This window comes from Streptomyces sp. NPDC001070 (assembly GCF_053598835.1).
In genome coordinates this window covers 1-15,006 of the sequence record NZ_JBSFLB010000045.1, presented here as the reverse complement: position 1 = coordinate 15,006, position 15,006 = coordinate 1, and the positions used below count along the sequence as shown (strand labels likewise).

General features: G+C 73.2%; 14 protein-coding genes and 1 pseudogene. 13 read left to right on the top strand and 2 right to left on the bottom strand.

What is annotated here, in order from left to right:
* Positions 1 to 111: 111 nt before the first annotated feature.
* Positions 112 to 765 (bottom strand): TetR/AcrR family transcriptional regulator, encoded by a 654-nt coding sequence (locus ACWDAS_RS36880; RefSeq protein ID WP_450399669.1) that lies wholly within the window; start codon positions 763 to 765, stop codon positions 112 to 114.
* 93 nt (positions 766 to 858) lie between these two features.
* Here ACWDAS_RS36880 and ACWDAS_RS36875 point away from each other — a divergent pair, with 93 nt between their 5' ends.
* From ACWDAS_RS36875 to ACWDAS_RS36865, 3 genes are read left to right on the top strand one after another with little or no spacing between them, the layout of a single operon-like run.
* Positions 859 to 1,614 (top strand): SDR family NAD(P)-dependent oxidoreductase, encoded by a 756-nt coding sequence (locus tag ACWDAS_RS36875; protein WP_450399667.1) that lies wholly within the window; start codon positions 859 to 861, stop codon positions 1,612 to 1,614.
* A gap of 57 nt (positions 1,615 to 1,671) precedes the next feature.
* Complete coding sequence (locus ACWDAS_RS36870) at positions 1,672 to 2,463, top strand: class I SAM-dependent methyltransferase (RefSeq protein ID WP_450399666.1); 792 nt, start codon at positions 1,672 to 1,674, stop codon at positions 2,461 to 2,463.
* 40 nt (positions 2,464 to 2,503) lie between these two features.
* A complete protein-coding gene (locus ACWDAS_RS36865; protein ID WP_450399664.1) occupies positions 2,504 to 3,265 on the top strand; it encodes an NUDIX domain-containing protein in 762 nt (253 codons plus the stop codon).
* A 439-nt stretch (positions 3,266 to 3,704) separates the two neighbouring features.
* Here the strand turns inward: ACWDAS_RS36865 and ACWDAS_RS36860 are convergent, their stop codons facing one another.
* Positions 3,705 to 4,232: a GNAT family N-acetyltransferase gene (locus tag ACWDAS_RS36860; protein WP_450399662.1), complete on the bottom strand. Its 528-nt coding sequence runs from the start codon at positions 4,230 to 4,232 to the stop codon at positions 3,705 to 3,707.
* Between the two features lie 628 nt (positions 4,233 to 4,860).
* On the opposite strand from ACWDAS_RS36860, the gene ACWDAS_RS36855 reads away from it, so the two are divergent.
* The 10 genes and pseudogenes from ACWDAS_RS36855 to ACWDAS_RS36810 all read left to right on the top strand — a co-directional run.
* On the top strand, positions 4,861 to 5,937 hold the full coding sequence (locus ACWDAS_RS36855) for a LacI family DNA-binding transcriptional regulator (RefSeq protein ID WP_450399660.1): 1,077 nt from the start codon (positions 4,861 to 4,863) through the stop codon (positions 5,935 to 5,937).
* Between the two features lie 115 nt (positions 5,938 to 6,052).
* Positions 6,053 to 7,327: an extracellular solute-binding protein gene (locus tag ACWDAS_RS36850; RefSeq protein ID WP_450399658.1), complete on the top strand. Its 1,275-nt coding sequence runs from the start codon at positions 6,053 to 6,055 to the stop codon at positions 7,325 to 7,327.
* A 9-nt stretch (positions 7,328 to 7,336) separates the two neighbouring features.
* Positions 7,337 to 8,299, top strand: coding sequence for a carbohydrate ABC transporter permease (locus ACWDAS_RS36845; protein WP_450399656.1), 963 nt, complete (start codon positions 7,337 to 7,339; stop codon positions 8,297 to 8,299).
* 1 nt (position 8,300) lies between these two features.
* A complete protein-coding gene (locus ACWDAS_RS36840) occupies positions 8,301 to 9,194 on the top strand; it encodes a carbohydrate ABC transporter permease (protein ID WP_450399653.1) in 894 nt (297 codons plus the stop codon).
* A gap of 91 nt (positions 9,195 to 9,285) precedes the next feature.
* Positions 9,286 to 10,302 (top strand): glycoside hydrolase family 130 protein, encoded by a 1,017-nt coding sequence (locus tag ACWDAS_RS36835; protein WP_450399745.1) that lies wholly within the window; start codon positions 9,286 to 9,288, stop codon positions 10,300 to 10,302.
* Entirely contained in the window at positions 10,299 to 11,504 is a 1,206-nt protein-coding gene (locus ACWDAS_RS36830; protein ID WP_450399651.1) for a Gfo/Idh/MocA family protein, read from the top strand. The genes ACWDAS_RS36835 and ACWDAS_RS36830 overlap by 4 nt, the downstream gene beginning before the upstream one ends.
* Entirely contained in the window at positions 11,501 to 13,135 is a 1,635-nt protein-coding gene (locus ACWDAS_RS36825) for a glycoside hydrolase family 13 protein (protein ID WP_450399648.1), read from the top strand. Before ACWDAS_RS36830 ends, ACWDAS_RS36825 begins: the two co-directional genes overlap by 4 nt.
* Positions 13,136 to 13,347: 212 nt before the next feature.
* Positions 13,348 to 13,722, top strand: a complete 375-nt coding sequence (locus ACWDAS_RS36820; protein WP_450399645.1) for a BlaI/MecI/CopY family transcriptional regulator — start codon at positions 13,348 to 13,350, stop codon at positions 13,720 to 13,722.
* On the top strand, positions 13,719 to 14,654 hold the full coding sequence (locus ACWDAS_RS36815) for a M56 family metallopeptidase (RefSeq protein ID WP_450399643.1): 936 nt from the start codon (positions 13,719 to 13,721) through the stop codon (positions 14,652 to 14,654). The genes ACWDAS_RS36820 and ACWDAS_RS36815 overlap by 4 nt, the downstream gene beginning before the upstream one ends.
* A 188-nt stretch (positions 14,655 to 14,842) precedes the next feature.
* A pseudogene (locus ACWDAS_RS36810) lies at positions 14,843 to 15,006 on the top strand (hypothetical protein); the annotation flags it as partial.

The window sequence follows — 15,006 nt, the reverse complement described above, 5'->3', positions numbered from 1 at the left end:
CGGCGCCCGACGCACCCCCTCTTTCAACCGTGCCACTTCCGGCGAAGATCTCAAAAAGGCCCTGGGGCCGGCGGGCCGGGGCGGCGAGCCCGGGGTCTCGCGGCCGGCCGGTCAGCCGCCCGGGGGCGCGGACGCAGGCGCAGGCGCGGGCACGGACGCGGGGACGAGCGCGGGCGCGGCCAGAAGCCGGTCGATGCCCAGGTCGAGGGCCGCCTCCAGGTGGGTGAGCGAGCCGGTGGACATCAGGATCGACACGCCGCCCTGGATGCCGGCGAGCAGAGCGGCCGCGGCGCGGTCGGCGTCCAGGTCCGGTGCGATCTCCCCCTGGTCCTGCATGGCCCGGATGCCGGCGGTGATCTGGGCCTGCCACGAGGCGAGCAGTTCCCTGGTGACGGCCTGCGCGCCGGGAGTGGCGCGGGTGAGCTGGGACGTGAGCGTGCCGAGCGGGCACCGCTGCCCCTGCCGCCGGTAGCGGTCGACGACCGCGTCCCGCCAGTCGCGCCAGGCCCGCCACGAGGTGAGTTCCCCGAGGTGGGGCTGCTGGTCGGCGAGGACCCGGCCGGCCTCGTGGCGGGCCACGGCGAGCAGCAGATCCTCCTTGCCACCGGGGAAGTAGTGGAAGACCTGGCTCTTGCTGGTGGCGGTGCGGGCGCGGATGTCGTCCAGGGTCGTCTCGGTCACACCACGCTCGCGGATCTCCTCCGCGGCTCCCTCGACGATGCGCTGCCGGGTGGCGGCGCCCTTGGCCGTCAGTCGTGATGCCATGTCGTCATCCTGCCACTTTCTGGACTTGCGGGTCCATTTTTCGGGTGGCAGCTTTGCCGTTCCAGACGGTTCAGCACGGAAAGGCACGACATCATGACCCAGCGACTCACCGGGCGGACGGCCCTGGTCACCGGTTCCACCACGGGCCTCGGCGCAGCCATCGCGGCGGCCCTCGCCGCCGAGGGCGCGTTCGTCGTCGTCAGCGGGCGCGACGAGCGTCGCGGCGCCGACGTGGTGGCGCGCATCGGGAAGGACGGCGGCTCCGCCGCCTTCGTCGCGGCGGACCTGTCCGGCGGCGCCGACGTGATCGGCCGCCTCGCCACCGACGCGCTCGCCGCGGCCGGCGGGCGCATCGACATCCTCGTCAACAACGCGGCGCTCCTGCTCGCGCCCACACCCACCGCCGAGGTCCCCCAGGAGACCGTCGACCAGGCACTGGCGGTCAGCGTGCGGTCGATGTTCCTCCTCACCGGCCTGCTGGCGCCGCCCATGGCCGAGCGCGGCCACGGCGCCGTGGTCAACCTGGGGTCCATCAACGGCATGCGGGGCATGGCGCACTCGGCGCTCTACAGCATGACCAAGGCGGCCGTGCATTCGCTCACCTCGTCCTGGGCCGCGGAGTACGGCCCGCACGGCGTCCGGGTCAACACCGTCGCTCCCGGCCCCACCCTGACGGAGAAGGTCGCGGCGATGGAGGAGCACCTGACCCCGCTCATCGCGCGCATGCCCTCCCGCCGCGCCGGGACCCCGGAGGAGGTGGCCTCCGCCGTGGTCTTCCTCGCGAGCGACGAAGCTTCCCAGGTCCACGGTGCCACCCTCACCGTCGACGGCGGATACACGGCCGTCTAGCGGCGCGACGGGACCCGCCGAGGTGTGGGGGCGCCCCGTGGTCGCCACACTGGGGGCATGACTGGCGCCGGTCGCTACGGTGAGCAGGTCTTCCGCCCGGAGGACGCGGGCGAGGCCGACCGCGTCGACCTCGGGGCCCTCACCCACGACGACAACACCCTCACCCGGCTGCGGCGGCTCGGGGCGGGCCCTGGCTGGCACTGCCTGGACGTGGGTGCCGGCACGGGCACCGTGGCGCGCAGGCTGCTGGGCGAGGCAGGGGTCCGCGAGGTGGTCGCGGTCGACCGGGACGTACGGTTCCTGCGGGCGCGTCCGACGCCGGGACTCACCGTGCGGCAGGCCGACGTCACCGCGGAGGGCTTCGCGCCGGGGCGGTTCGACCTGGTCCACGCGCGGTTCGTGCTGATGCACCTGCCGTCCCCGCAGAAGACGATCGCCACGCTCGGCGGCCTGCTCGCCCCCGGCGGCGTGCTGGTGATCAGCGACGCGGTGGACCTCACGACCGCCTCCGCACCCGGGACGCCGTACACGCGGGCCATGGGCGCCATGTGGCAGGGGCTGCGCGAGACCATCGGCACCGACGTGTCCCGGGTGCCCCGCTACCCCGCACTGCTCAAGGCCGCCGGTCTCGGATCCGTGGGCGCCGAGATCCACGTGCCGCCGCTCCTGCCGGGCAGCCCGGTCAGCAGGTTCTGGGCCGACACGTGGGGGCGGGCACGGACCGCCATGATCGCCACCGGCCTCGTCGACGGAGCCGGGATCGACGCCGCGGTGCGCTACCTCGACTCCCCGGAGTGCGCCGACCTCTCCCCCGGCATGCTCACCGCCTGGGGGTGGCGGCAGGGGTAACGGCGGCCCGGACGGTTCCAAGCCCCCTATGCTCAGCCGGGTGACCGAGCCTCGGCTGCCGTCCGCCGGCGTGGACTTCCTGGACGTCCAACGTCTGGGCCTGTCCGAAGCCGCCCCGCCGGCGCTGTCACCTGAGCACAGGTCGGCCCGGGACCGCGTATGGGATGCGGCGGTCGCGGGCAATCCGAACCCCTTCGACGGTCCGGTGGTGGCGTGCGCGGGCGTGGAGTGGGACTGCCCCGGGGCCCTGGTGCTGTCGTGGGCCCGGGTGACCTACCGGCACTACGCCCTGCGCCGGGTTCCGGGCGCAGCGGCGCTCCCACCACTGTTCGTGAATGTGCTGCAGCCGACCCACGACGGCCATGTGCTGGTGGCGCGTATGTCGGCGTCCACGGCCGCCCCGGGCCGCTGGCAGCTTCCCGGCGGATCGGTGGACCCGCCCGCGGCGCACGAGGGGGTGCTCGACGAGGCCGCGTCGCGCCGGAACGCGGCGCGCGAGCCGGCCGAGGAGACCGGACTCGACACCGCCTCCGTGGACTTGGCGCTGTGGGCCGTCACGCGGGGTGAGAACGGCGGCATCGGCGTGGTCCATCTCGCCCCGCCCCGGCTGCCGGCGGTTCTGCGGGAGCGCTTCGCCACCGCGGTGGCCGCGGAATCGGTCCGGGGGCGTGAGCCCGAGCTGGACAGGATGGCCCTGGTGGGCTCCGTCGCCGAGCTCGCGGATCTTCCCGGGCCGCATGCGGACTACCTGGAACCGATCGTCCGGGCCTACCTCGACGCAATCCCGCGGCGGGAGGGCTGACCTGCCCTGCCCGGCGGGTCCGGGTCCAACTCGGCCTGCGTGCGGGCGTGTCGTCGGATGTCCGGCCCCCTCGGGCGGTCGGCCCGCGGGCCGTCTCACCTGTCCGGCCCATTCGGCGTGCGGGAGCGCCGGGACACGGCCAGGCTGGGCAGTGGTGCATTCGGAGGGCTCCGCTCTCCCCGTTGGAGCCCTCGTCGCCATGAGTCGGGCCCCCTCCGCGTCGCAGCGGCGGGGGCCTGCGGCGTGTACCGGCGACGCCGGTCGGGGGAACGCCGTTCTCCCCGAGGGGAACGACGGGATACGGGAGCAGCCGCGTCGGAGTCCCCGGCGCCGCGTTGGGAGCGGTGACCGGCCGATCCGCGATCCGGACCGTCAAGGCCCGCTCGCCAGAGCGCAGTTCGGCGCACACCGTACGTGGGACGTCCCCTCGCTGCGCGCCTCAGAGGTCGTCGGGGACGAGGGAGAACAGGACGAGGTCGACGCGGCCGGAGTGCACGAAGCCGGCGTTGCGCAGGATGCCCTCGCGGCGCAGGCCGGCCTTGACGGCGACCTTCTGGGATGCGGTGTTCTCCGTGGCGGCGCGGAGTTCCAGGCGCTGGAACCCCTGGACGGCCAGCAGCCACTGTGCCAGCGCCCGGGTGGCTTCGGCGGCGACGCCGCGGCCCCGCGCCCAGGGGGACACCCAGTAACCGACCTCGCCCGTCAGTGCCCGCCAGTCGGTCTTCTTCAAGCCGACCTGACCCAGCAGCCGCTCGGTGCGCGCGTCGACGACCGCGAAGTGGATGCCGTCGCCGGACGCGCGCAGGGCGTGGGCGATCGTCGTGCACCAGGCGGTGGCGTCCCGCAGCGTGTACGGACGAGGCAGGGGCAGCCAGCGCTGCGTGAGCGGATCGGCGCAACTGGCCTGGGTGTCGTCGATGTCACCGTCGGCGAACGGGCGCAGGAGCAGCCGTTCGGTGCGGAGCACCGTCTCGGGGAACGCCGGACCGGACCCCGCCCCTTCGCCAGAGCCGGACCCGCCATCCGCGATGACCGCGCTCTCCGTCATCCGCACAGCCCGAGCCGCAGCAGCACCAGGGCCGGGGACATGGCGGCTTCGGGCTCGCGCAGTCGTGCTCCGTGGCGCTCGGTCACCTGATTCTCCTCCGTGCGACTCGTACGGGGACGCCAGGGAGATGATCCCACGGTTGTGAGCGCCGTCTCATTCGCCCCGGACGGCCCCGGCCCGCCCCGGCCGCGGGGCACTCGCGCGTACCCGGCACCCGGCCCGGCGGGCGGGTGCGCGACCGAGCGAAGTCCCTTCGATGCATCAACTTTTTAATGGGCAAACCGGTAAATATCGGACGCCTGTCGAAAGTTGCCCCTTGACTTGCCGCGACTTGAGGGTCAAGGTTCCTCACATCGCTCGTTTAAACCGGTTCAAACGCACGATGAAGCCAAGGCTTCGCGTTGATTGCACCGGTATGCGAGTGCCAGAACGTGCTGCCTCCGGCGCCAACGGTGCCGCCGGACGACGCGCCCCGATGCGCGTCGGTCGACGGGACCCGCGACGCGGTGGTGGCGCCCGTCCGCAGCCGTACCCCGGAGAGTTCGCCATGGCCCGACGCCCCACGATCGCCGATGTCGCACAGCTGGCGGGTGTGTCCCGGGCGACGGTCTCGTTCGTCCTCAACGACCGCCCCGGCGTGGCCGCCGCGACCCAGCAACGGGTGCGGGCGGCGGCGGAGGAACTGGGCTGGACGCCGAGCCGCAGCGCCCGCGCGCTGTCGACGGGGCGAACGCGGGCGGTGGGGCTGGTCCTGACCCGCGAGCCGGACCTGATCGGCACCGACCCCTTCTTCCCGGCGTTCATGGCCGGGATCGAGTCGGTGATCTCCGAGACGGGCGACGGCCTGGTGCTCCATGTGAGCCGCCCCCGCAACGAGATGGACACCTACCGCCGCCTGGTGGACGACCAGCGCGTGGACGGGGTGTTCCTCACCGACCTTCGCGTGGACGACCCGAGACCCGCGCTCCTGCGGGAGCTGGGGCTCCCCGCTGTCGCCGTCGGCGCCGACAACGGTGTCGAGGGGCTGGCCACCGTGAACCTCGACGACCGCCCCGTGGTCGCCGGCGCCGTGCGCCACCTCGTGGAGCTGGGCCACCGGCACATCGCCTACGTCGCGGGACCCGAGGAGTACCTGCACGCCCAACGGCGCCTGGCCGCCTGGCGGGACGCGCTCGCGGAAGCGGGCCTGCCGCAGGGCCCGGTGCTGCCGGGCGGGTTCACCGCCGAGGGCGGGGCGCTGGCGACGCAGGCCCTGATCACGCGGGGCGACCGGCCCACCGCCATCGTGTACGCCAACGACCTGTCGGCGACCGCGGGCATGGCGGTCGCACAGGAGGCGGGCCTGCGGCTCCCCGACGACCTGTCGGTGGTCGGCTTCGACGACGTGCCGCTGGCCTCCTGGACCCGCCCCTCGCTCACCACCTGCCGTGCCGACGCGGCCAGTTGGGGCCGCGCGGCGGCACTCGCCCTGATCGAGACGATCGAGCAGGGCACGACCCCGCACCTGGAACTGGACCCGGCCGCGCTCATGCTGCGCGACTCCACGGGCCCCGCGCCCACCGGCCCGGCGCCCACCGTCCCCGCACCCGCCGGCCCGGCAGACACCACAGCCATACACCCCTGACCGCGCCCGGCGCAGACCACGACTTTTTCCGCTCCCCCGGAAAGCCGTCACCGAGGCAGGACGACGCCTGGGAACGGACGTTTCCTACCTATTTGAGAATACGGAGCACACGCCAATGAAGAAGACCCTCCTCACAGTCCTTTCCACCGTCGCCCTGACCGTGCCGCTCGCAGCGTGCGGCAGCGGCGGTTCGGACTCCGCCGGCGGCGGCAACGACGCCCACGGCCCGATCACCGTCTGGTACTCGAACAACGCCCAGGAGGTCGCCTGGGGCAAGAGCATGGTGGCGGCCTGGAACTCCGCCCACCCCGACGAGAAGGTGAAGGCGCAGGAGATACCTGCGGGCAAGAGCTCCGAGGAGGTCATCGGCGCGGCCATCACCGCCGGCAACGCCCCCTGCCTCATCCTCAACACCGCCCCGGCCGCGGTGCCCGGCTTCCAGAAGCAGGGCGGCCTGGTGGCCCTGGACGACTTCCCCGGCGGCGAGAAGTACCTGCAGGAGCGGACCGGCGACCGGCTCTCCCAGTACGCGTCGCCCGACGGCAAGCACTACCAGATGCCGTGGAAGAGCAACCCGGTGATGATCTTCTACAACAAGCAGCTGTTCAAGAAGGCCGGGCTCGACCCCGAGCACCCCAAGCTCTCGACCTACCAGGACTTCCTCAACACCTCGCGCACCCTGGTCAAGGGCGGCGTGCACGCCGCCATCTGGCCCGCGCCCACCTCGGAGTTCTACCAGTCCTGGTTCGACTTCTACCCGCTCTTCGCGGCCCAGACCGGCAAGCAGCTCGTCGAGGACGGCAAGGCCCAGTTCGCCTCGCCCGAGGGCATCAAGGCCGCCGAGTTGTGGAAGACCATGTACGCGGACCACCTGGCCCCCAACGATCAGTACAACGGTGACGCCTTCGCCGACGGCAAGTCCGCCATGGCGATCGTCGGCCCGTGGGCCATCTCCGTCTACGGCGACAAGGTCAAGTGGGGCGCCGTCCCGGTGCCCACCGCGACCGGCACCGAGGCCAAGGGCACCTTCAGCGACGAGAAGTCCATCGGCATGTTCACCGCGTGCAAGAACAAGGGCACGGCCTGGGACGTGCTGAAGTTCGCCACCAGCAAGGAGCAGGACGGCAAGCTCCTGGAGGCCACCGGCCAGATGCCGATGCGCCAGGACCTCCCGGCCACGTACCCCGACTACTTCGCCTCGCACCCGGACTACAAGACCTTCGCCGAGCAGGCCGACCGCACCGTCGAGGCCCCGAACGTGCCGAACTCCGTCGAGATCTGGCAGACGTTCCGCGACGCCTACACCAAGTCCGTGATCTTCGGGAAGGGCGACGTCGAGAGCGCCTTCCGCGAGGCCGCGGGCAAGGTCGACGGCCTGGCGAAGCAGTGAGTCTCGGCCATGTCCTCCACGCACCATGACGTTCTCCGCCCCGGGTCCGCCCGGGGCGGGGCCCGCCCCCGGGCCGACCGCGAGCCGCGGCCGCGCCGGCTGCGGTTCGCGGGCCGGCAGCCGATCGGCCTCGCCTTCGTCTCCCCGTACCTGATCTACCTGGCCGCGATCTTCCTCTACCCGCTCGGCTTCGCGGTGTGGATCTCCTTCCACGACTACTTCTTCGCCGCGCCGGGCGCCCAGGTGGACCGCCCCTTCGTGGGGCTGGCCAACTACACGGCCGTCCTGACCGATCCGGCCGTGTGGCGCTCCTTCCTCAACATCGCGGTCTTCCTGGTCATCAACGTGCCGTTGACGGTGGCGGCGTCCCTCGTGCTCGCCACCGCCCTCAACTCCAAACTGCGGGCGCGCACGTTCTTCCGGACGGCCTACTACGTCCCGTACATCACCGCCAGCGTCGCCGTCGTCGGCGTGTGGCTCTTCCTGTTCAACTCCAACGGCCTGGTGAACAAGGCGCTCGGGCCGCTCGCGCCGGACCCGTCGTGGCTGGTCAACTCGCACCTCGCGATGCCGACCATCGCGCTGTTCGTCGCCTGGAAGCAGCTCGGCTTCTTCATCGTGCTCTACCTGTCGGCGTTGCAGAACGTGCCCGGCGAGCTCTACGAGTCCGCCGCGCTCGACGGCGCGGGCAAGGTGCGGATGTTCTGGTCCATCACCGTCCCGGCGGTGCGCACCGCGACGCTGCTGGTGCTGGTCATGGCGACGGTGACGGGCGCGAACCTGTTCACCGAGCCCTACCTGCTGACCAGCGGCGGCGGACCTGACGGCGCCACCACTTCACCGGTGCTGCTGATGTACCAGCGCGGTCTGCAGCAGGGCCACCCGGACGAGGCCGCGGCGATCGGTGTGATCCTCGTCGTGCTGATCACCGGCATCTCCCTCCTCTACCGCCGTCTGCTGGAGAGGGACTGACATGGCCCACGCACACACCACCTCGCTCGTGCGCCGATCGGCGCACCACAGGCCGCACACGCACTCGCGCGCCCGCCGGATCCTGTCGCGGCTGGCACTGCTCGCCGGGGCCTTCGCCTTCCTCTTCCCCTTCTACTACATGCTCATCGGCTCCCTGCAGCGCGAGCCCGACAGCAGCCCCGCCGGTGCCTTCCCGCGACCGGGGAACCTCTCCCTGCACAACTACGCGGAGATCAACTCGGCCATCTCGCTCGGCCGTTCGCTGATCAACTCCGGGATCTTCACCGGCGGCGTCATCGTCTGCACCACCGTCTTCGGCCTGCTGGCGGGGTACGCCCTGGCCCGGCTGCACTTCCGGGGCAAGGGCTCCACCTTCGCCCTGGTGCTGCTGGTGCAGGTCATCCCGTTCCAGCTGCTGATGATCCCGCTGTACGTGCTGATCGTCCGCGACTACGGCCTGGCCGACTCCTACATCGGGATCATCCTGCCGTTCGCGATCAACACCAGCGCGGTCTTCATCTTCCGGCAGTTCTTCCTGCAGCTGCCGCAGGCGATGTTCGAGGCCGCGCGCATCGACGGTGCCAACGAGCTGCAGATCCTGTTCCGGATCGCGATCCCGCTGTGCAAGCCGGCGCTCGCCTCGGTGGTGCTGCTGAGCTTCACCGGGCCGTGGAACGAGTTCCTGTGGCCGTTCCTGGTCACCAAGGAGCAGGACATGCAGCCCCTTGCGGTGTCCCTGGCCAACTACATCAGCACCGTCTCGTCCTCCGCCGCCAACCCGTTCGGCGCCATCCTCGCCGGCGCCTGCGTGCTGGCCGCGCCCGCGGTGGCTCTCTATCTCGTCTTCCAGAGCCGCTTCACCTCCACCGACCTCGATTCCGCCACGAAGGGCTGAACTCGCTGTGAACGACCGCACCACCAGCACCACCCGTACCACCGGCTCCAACAGCTCCGTTCCCTACCGCCTGACCCGCGTCGGCGTCGTCATGTCCCCGCTGGACGGCGAGGCCAACGAGGCCGAGGGCGTGCTCAACCCCGCCTCCGGCCGCACCCCGGACGGCACCCTGCACCTGCTGCCCCGCCTCGTCGCGGAGGGCAACGTCTCCCGCGTGGGCCTCGCCGAGGTCGTGATCGAGAACGGCGTGCCGACGGGCGTCGAGCGCCGCGGCGTCGTCCTCGCCCCCGACGCCGGGTGGGAGCGCGGCAAGAACAACGCGGGCGTGGAGGACCCCCGAACCACCTGGATCGAGGCGCTCGGCAAGCACGTCATGTCGTACGTCGCCTACGGCCCCCTCGGCCCCAAGCCGGCGCTTGCCGTCTCGGAGGACCTGGTCAACTGGGAGCGCCTCGGCCCGATCCAGTTCGCCTACCAGGCCGACCTCGACACCGACCTCAACCTCTTCCCGAACAAGGACGTCGTGCACTTCCCCGAGCCCGTGCCGGGCCCGGACGGCGAGCCCTGCTTCGCGATGCTGCACCGTCCGATGTGGGACCTGGGCTGGTTCCGGCCCGGGGAGGGCGTCCACCTGCCCGCCGGTGTGACCGACGAGCGTCCCGGCATCTGGATCTCCTACGTCCCCGTCGCCGAGGTCGAGAAGGACCTCAGCGCGCTGGTCCGCCCCCGCGACCACCGCCTCGTGGCACTGTCCGAGCACCCCTGGGAGGAGCTGAAGATCGGCGCCGGCCCGGCCCCGATCCGTGTCGAGGAGGGCTGGCTGCTCATCCACCACGGTGTGTCCGGCACCATCGACGACCCGTTCGCCCAGCAGCAGAAGGTCAGTTACGCGGCGGGCGCGATGATCCTCGACCCGCAGGACCCGGCGCGGATCCTGGCCCGCACCGACGAGCCCCTGATGGAGCCGGAGACCGAGGAGGAGCGCTCCGGCACCGTGCCCAACGTCGTCTTCCCGACCGCCATCGAGGAGATCGACGGCGTCCGCTACGTCTTCTACGGCATGGCCGACGCCCACATCGGCGTCGCCCGCCTGGACCGTGCCGAGTGACGCCGCTCGGTCTGGGGCTGGCCGGCTGCGGCGCCTTCGGCGCCTATCTGCTGGACGCGGTCGCCGAACTGCCCGGCATACGCGTCGTGGCGTGCGCCGACCCCGACCGTGACCGTGCCGCCGCCCTCGCGCGGCGGCACGGCGCCGCGGTCTGCCCCGACGCCGCCGCACTGGCCGATTTCCCCGGTGTCGACGTGGTGGCGCTGGCCACTCCCCCGGCCACGCACGCGGAGCTCGCCGTCGGCGCCCTGCGGGCGGGCCGGCACGTCTTCTGCGAGAAGCCGCTGGCCACCACCCTCGACGACGCCCTGCGGGTGGAGGCGGAGGCCGAGCGCTCCGCCGGGGTCCTCGTCGTCGACCACGTCCTGCGGTACAACCCCGTCCTGCGGCTGCTCCAGCGGCTTCGCGGGGAAGGGCTGCTGGACCCGCTGGTGCGCTTCGCCTTCGAGAACGACGCCGCCGACGAGGACCTGGGGCCCGGCCACTGGTTCTGGGACCCCGCCCACAGCGGCGGCATCCACATCGAGCACGGCGTGCACTTCTTCGACGCCGCCCGCGCCCTCATGGGCAGCGAGCCCGTCACCGTCCAGGGCACGGCCGTCCGCAGGGACGGCGGCGGCCCCGTCGACATCGTGGTGGCCACCGCCACCCACCCCGGCGGCGCCGTCGCCACCCACACCCACTCCTTCACCCACGCCCACCGCGCGGAGCGCCAGTTGATGCGCCTGGACTACGGCTTCGCCGAGGCCCGGGTCACCGGCTGGATCCCGACGTACGCCACGGTCACGGCCTGGACCGACGAGAAGGGCGCGCGTGGCTGGGAGGAACTTCCGGGACGCGCGGCCGAGCTGCTGGCCGTACCGGGCCTGCGGCCGCACGGCGAGGAGCGGGTCACGGTGACGGTCGAGCGCGACGCGGGCCCGGCCGCGCCCGCCCGGGGCCGCGGCGTGGAGCGGAGCGTCCCGCACCGGGTGACCTGCGTGGTCGACCTGGGCGGCGAGGCCCGCAAGCAGCACGTGTACGCCGAGAGCGTGCGCGCAGCCTTCGCCGACCTGCTGCGCTGCGCCGCCGACGGCGGCACCCCGGTGGCCGACGCGCGGTCGGGAAGGACCGCGGTCGCCGTCGCCGAGGCGGCCACGCGCTCCGCGGAGTCCGGCCGGACCGTGCCCGTACCCGCCCCATCGGCCGAGGAGGCACTGTGAGCACCACCGACGCGGGCGCCGCCGCGCCCTGGTGGCGGGACGCGGTCTGCTACGAGCTGTACCCGCGGTCCTTCGCCGACGGCAACGGCGACGGCGTCGGCGACCTCCCGGGCGCCACCGCACGCCTGGACCATGTGGCCCGGCTCGGCGTGGACGCGGTGTGGGTCACCCCCTTCTACCCGTCCCCGCTGGCCGACGGCGGTTACGACATCGCCGACCACACCGCCGTCGCCCCCGATCTCGGGACCGACGCCGACTTCGACGCCTTCGTCGGACGCGCCCACGGCCTTGGCCTTCGCGTCCTGATCGACCTCGTTCCCAACCACACCTCCGACGCCCACCCCTGGTTCCGGGAGGCGCTCGCCTCCGGTCCCGGTTCCGCGGCCAGGGAGCGTTACCTCTTCCGGACCGGGCGCGGCGCCCACGGCGAACTCCCCCCGAACGACTGGCAGTCGGCGTTCGGCGGCCCCGCGTGGACCCGTGTCCCCTCGCCCGACGGGCAGCCGGGCGAGTGGTACCTGCACCTGCACGCGCCCGAGCAGCCCGACCTCGACTGGCGGCACCCCGAGGTAGTCGCCGACTTCGAGCGGATCCTCCGGCACTGGCTCGACCGCGGCGTCGACGGCTTCCGCGTGGACGTGGCCCACACCCTCTTCAAGGCGCCCGGGCTCCCCGACGCCGGGCCCGGCCAGCACCAGGACATCCTGCGCAACCACCTGATGCCGTATTACGACCAGGAGGAACTGCACCCGCTGTTCCGCACCTGGCGCCGGCTCCTGGACACCCACCCGGCACCGCCCGGAGCGGTCTCTCCGGGGCAGCGCGTGATGGTGGCCGAGGCCGCCGTCTTCGACCCGGCCCGGCTGGCCCGCTACGTCAGCCCCGGCGAGATGCAGCAGGCCTTCAACTTCGCCTTCCTTGAGTGCCCTTGGGACGGCGCGGAGATGCGCGCCGTCGTCGAGCGGTCCGTCGCGTCGATGCGCGCCGTCGGGGCCCCGGTCACCTGGGTCGCCTCCAGCCACGACGCGATCCGCCCCGTCACCCGCTACGGCGGTGGCCCCCGCGGTCTGCGCCGCGCCCGCGCCGCAGCGCTGCTCATGCTCGCCCTGCCCGGCGCCGCCTACCTCTACCAGGGCGAGGAACTGGGGCTGCCGCAGGCGTACGTGGCGGACGACCGGCTGCGCGATCCGCTCTGGGAGCGCTCCGGCCACCGGGAACGCGGCCGTGACGGCTGCCGCGTACCGCTGCCCTGGGAGGGCCCGGCCGCGCCCTACGGATTCAGCACCGCCGCCGCGGACGACTGCTGGTTCCCGCAGCCCGGCGACTGGTCGGGCCTGACGGTCGGGGTGCAGGAGGACGACCCCGGTTCGATGCTCGCCCTGTACCGGTCCGCGCTGCGCCTGCGGCGCGCCGCGCCCGTCGCCGCGGACGCGGTGCCGGCGCTGACGGGCCCCGCGGACGGATCGTGGTTCGCCTTCGAGCGCGGGTCCGGGCTGCGGTGCCTGACCAACTTCGGCCCCGATCCGGTCGCCCTCGCGGCCCGGGACGAGGTCGTGCTGGCCAGCTCCCCGCTCGACGGCCGTGCGGTGCCGGCGGACACCACCGTCTGGCTCCGCACGTCCACGACCTAGACGCCGATGGCCTGCTCGGTCCAGATGGTCTTGCCGCGCTCCCGGTAGCGGGTGCCCCTCCGCTCCGCGAACTGGGAGACCAGCAGCAGACCTCACCACTCGGGGCCGCCCCCGCGCGGCGGGAGACAACGAAATGGAAGGAACCGGCCGGGCCACTACAGTGAAAGGACGCCCGCCCGCGCGACGGGCGGGCACGGGTCGAGGGAGGTTCCATGGCGGACACCGCCGGCGAGCGGCGACCGGCCGGTGAGCTCGAGGCGAGCGTGCTGGCGGTGCTGTGGGCGGCCGGCCGGCCGCAGACGGCGGCCGAGATCCGGCGGGCGCTCGGCGAGCCGCTGGCCCGTACGACCGTGGCGACGATCCTGGCCCGGCTGACCGAGAAGGGCACCGTCGGCCGCCAGGACGCCGGCCGGGGATACGCGTACTTCCCCGTCCAGGACGCGCACGGCCTCACCGCCCGCCGCATGCACCGCGTGCTCGACCAGGACGCCGACCGCGGGACCGTGCTCGCGCGCTTCGTCGACCAGCTCGGTCCCGAGGACGAGCGCCTGCTGCGCGACCTGCTGGGAAGCGGGGACGGCCAGTGATCGTGCTCCTCCTGATCCCCCTGGTCGCACCGTTCGCGCTGCCGCCGCTGGCGCGCCGGACGGTGGAGCGGATCCGCCCGGAGGTCGCCCTGTGGGCGGTGACCGCGGCCTCCGCCGCGCTGGCGGTCGGCGTGCTCGCGTGCCTGGGCGCGCTGGTGCTGCCCGTCGCGCTGGAGGTGCCGGTGCTGGCCTCCCTCGCGGATCTGGTGCACCCCCTGGACGCGGGCCCGCCGGCTGTGGTGCGGCTGGTGGCGGTGCTGTCCGCCGGGGCGCTGACCGTCTGCCTCTCGGCGCTGTGCCGGGCTCCGGCCCAGTTGCTGGGACGGTTGCGCGCCGCGCGGGCCGACGTCGCCCGGCGCTCCGCGGCGGGTGACCTGTGCGTCGTCGAGGACGACCATCCGGACGCGTACGCCCTGCCCGGGGGCCGCCGGACCCCCGGGAGGATCGTGGTCACCACCGGCATGCTGCGCGCCCTGTCCCCCGCCCAGCGCGAGGTACTTCTCGCCCACGAGCGGGCCCACCTGGCCGGTCGCCACCACTGGTTCCTGGCCGCCGCCGACCTGGCCGCCCGCTGTCACCCCGCACTTCGCGCCGCCCGTTCCTCCGTGGCGCTGGCCGCGGAACGCGCCGCCGACGAGTCCGCCGCCGCCGCGAGCGGCGACCGTGCGCTGACCGCCCGCGCCATCGGCCATGCCGCCCTGGCGATCACCGCGAGCACGTCGGCCCGGCCCGCTCTCGCTCCGGGCGCCACGACCGGCCCCGTACCCGTCCGGGTCAGGGCGCTGCTGACGCAGGCGCCCCGGCGCCGCGTCGCCCCCGTCCTCCTCGCCGTGCTCCTGCTCTGCGCGGGCACGGCGACGGCGGCCATGACCGGCGCGGTGGACCTCCACCGGGGCGTCGAGGTGGCACAGGGCGAACTCCCCGGCCCCTGAGCGGGACGGGCCTCACACCCCGCGTGCGGGAGGCAGCCGCACGACCCGGTCGGCCGCGCGGCTGCGGCAGGGTACGGAGGGCATGCCTGGCATGCTCCGTCACTGGACGCGTCCGGGGCCGTACGACCGGCCGGCGCTCGTGACGCGCTCAGGATGCGTTCAGGTTGCGGATGACAGCGTCGGGTCCCATGACTACTGAGACGTCCAAGACCTCGGACCCCTTCGGTCCCGCCGGCGCGGCTCCGGGGCGGCGCCCTCGCTGGAACAAGGTGCCCGAGGTCACCGTGTACTTCTGGGTGATCAAGGTGCTGTGCACGACCGTCGGCGAGACGGCGGCGGACCTGCTGAACGA

Bases quoted from the DNA above. Each gene is read 5' to 3' on its own strand.
- ACWDAS_RS36880 (WP_450399669.1), bottom strand. From the start codon at position 765: ATGGCATCACGACTGACGGCCAAGGGCGCCGCCACCCGGCAGCGCATC.
- ACWDAS_RS36845 (WP_450399656.1), top strand. From the start codon at position 7,337: ATGTCCTCCACGCACCATGACGTTCTCCGCCCCGGGTCCGCCCGGGGC.
- ACWDAS_RS36820 (WP_450399645.1), top strand. From the start codon at position 13,348: ATGGCGGACACCGCCGGCGAGCGGCGACCGGCCGGTGAGCTCGAGGCG.
- ACWDAS_RS36870 (WP_450399666.1), top strand. From the start codon at position 1,672: ATGACTGGCGCCGGTCGCTACGGTGAGCAGGTCTTCCGCCCGGAGGAC.
- ACWDAS_RS36850 (WP_450399658.1), top strand. From the start codon at position 6,053: ATGAAGAAGACCCTCCTCACAGTCCTTTCCACCGTCGCCCTGACCGTG.
- ACWDAS_RS36855 (WP_450399660.1), top strand. From the start codon at position 4,861: ATGGCCCGACGCCCCACGATCGCCGATGTCGCACAGCTGGCGGGTGTG.
- ACWDAS_RS36875 (WP_450399667.1), top strand. From the start codon at position 859: ATGACCCAGCGACTCACCGGGCGGACGGCCCTGGTCACCGGTTCCACC.
- ACWDAS_RS36835 (WP_450399745.1), top strand. From the start codon at position 9,286: ATGTCCCCGCTGGACGGCGAGGCCAACGAGGCCGAGGGCGTGCTCAAC.
- ACWDAS_RS36840 (WP_450399653.1), top strand. From the start codon at position 8,301: ATGGCCCACGCACACACCACCTCGCTCGTGCGCCGATCGGCGCACCAC.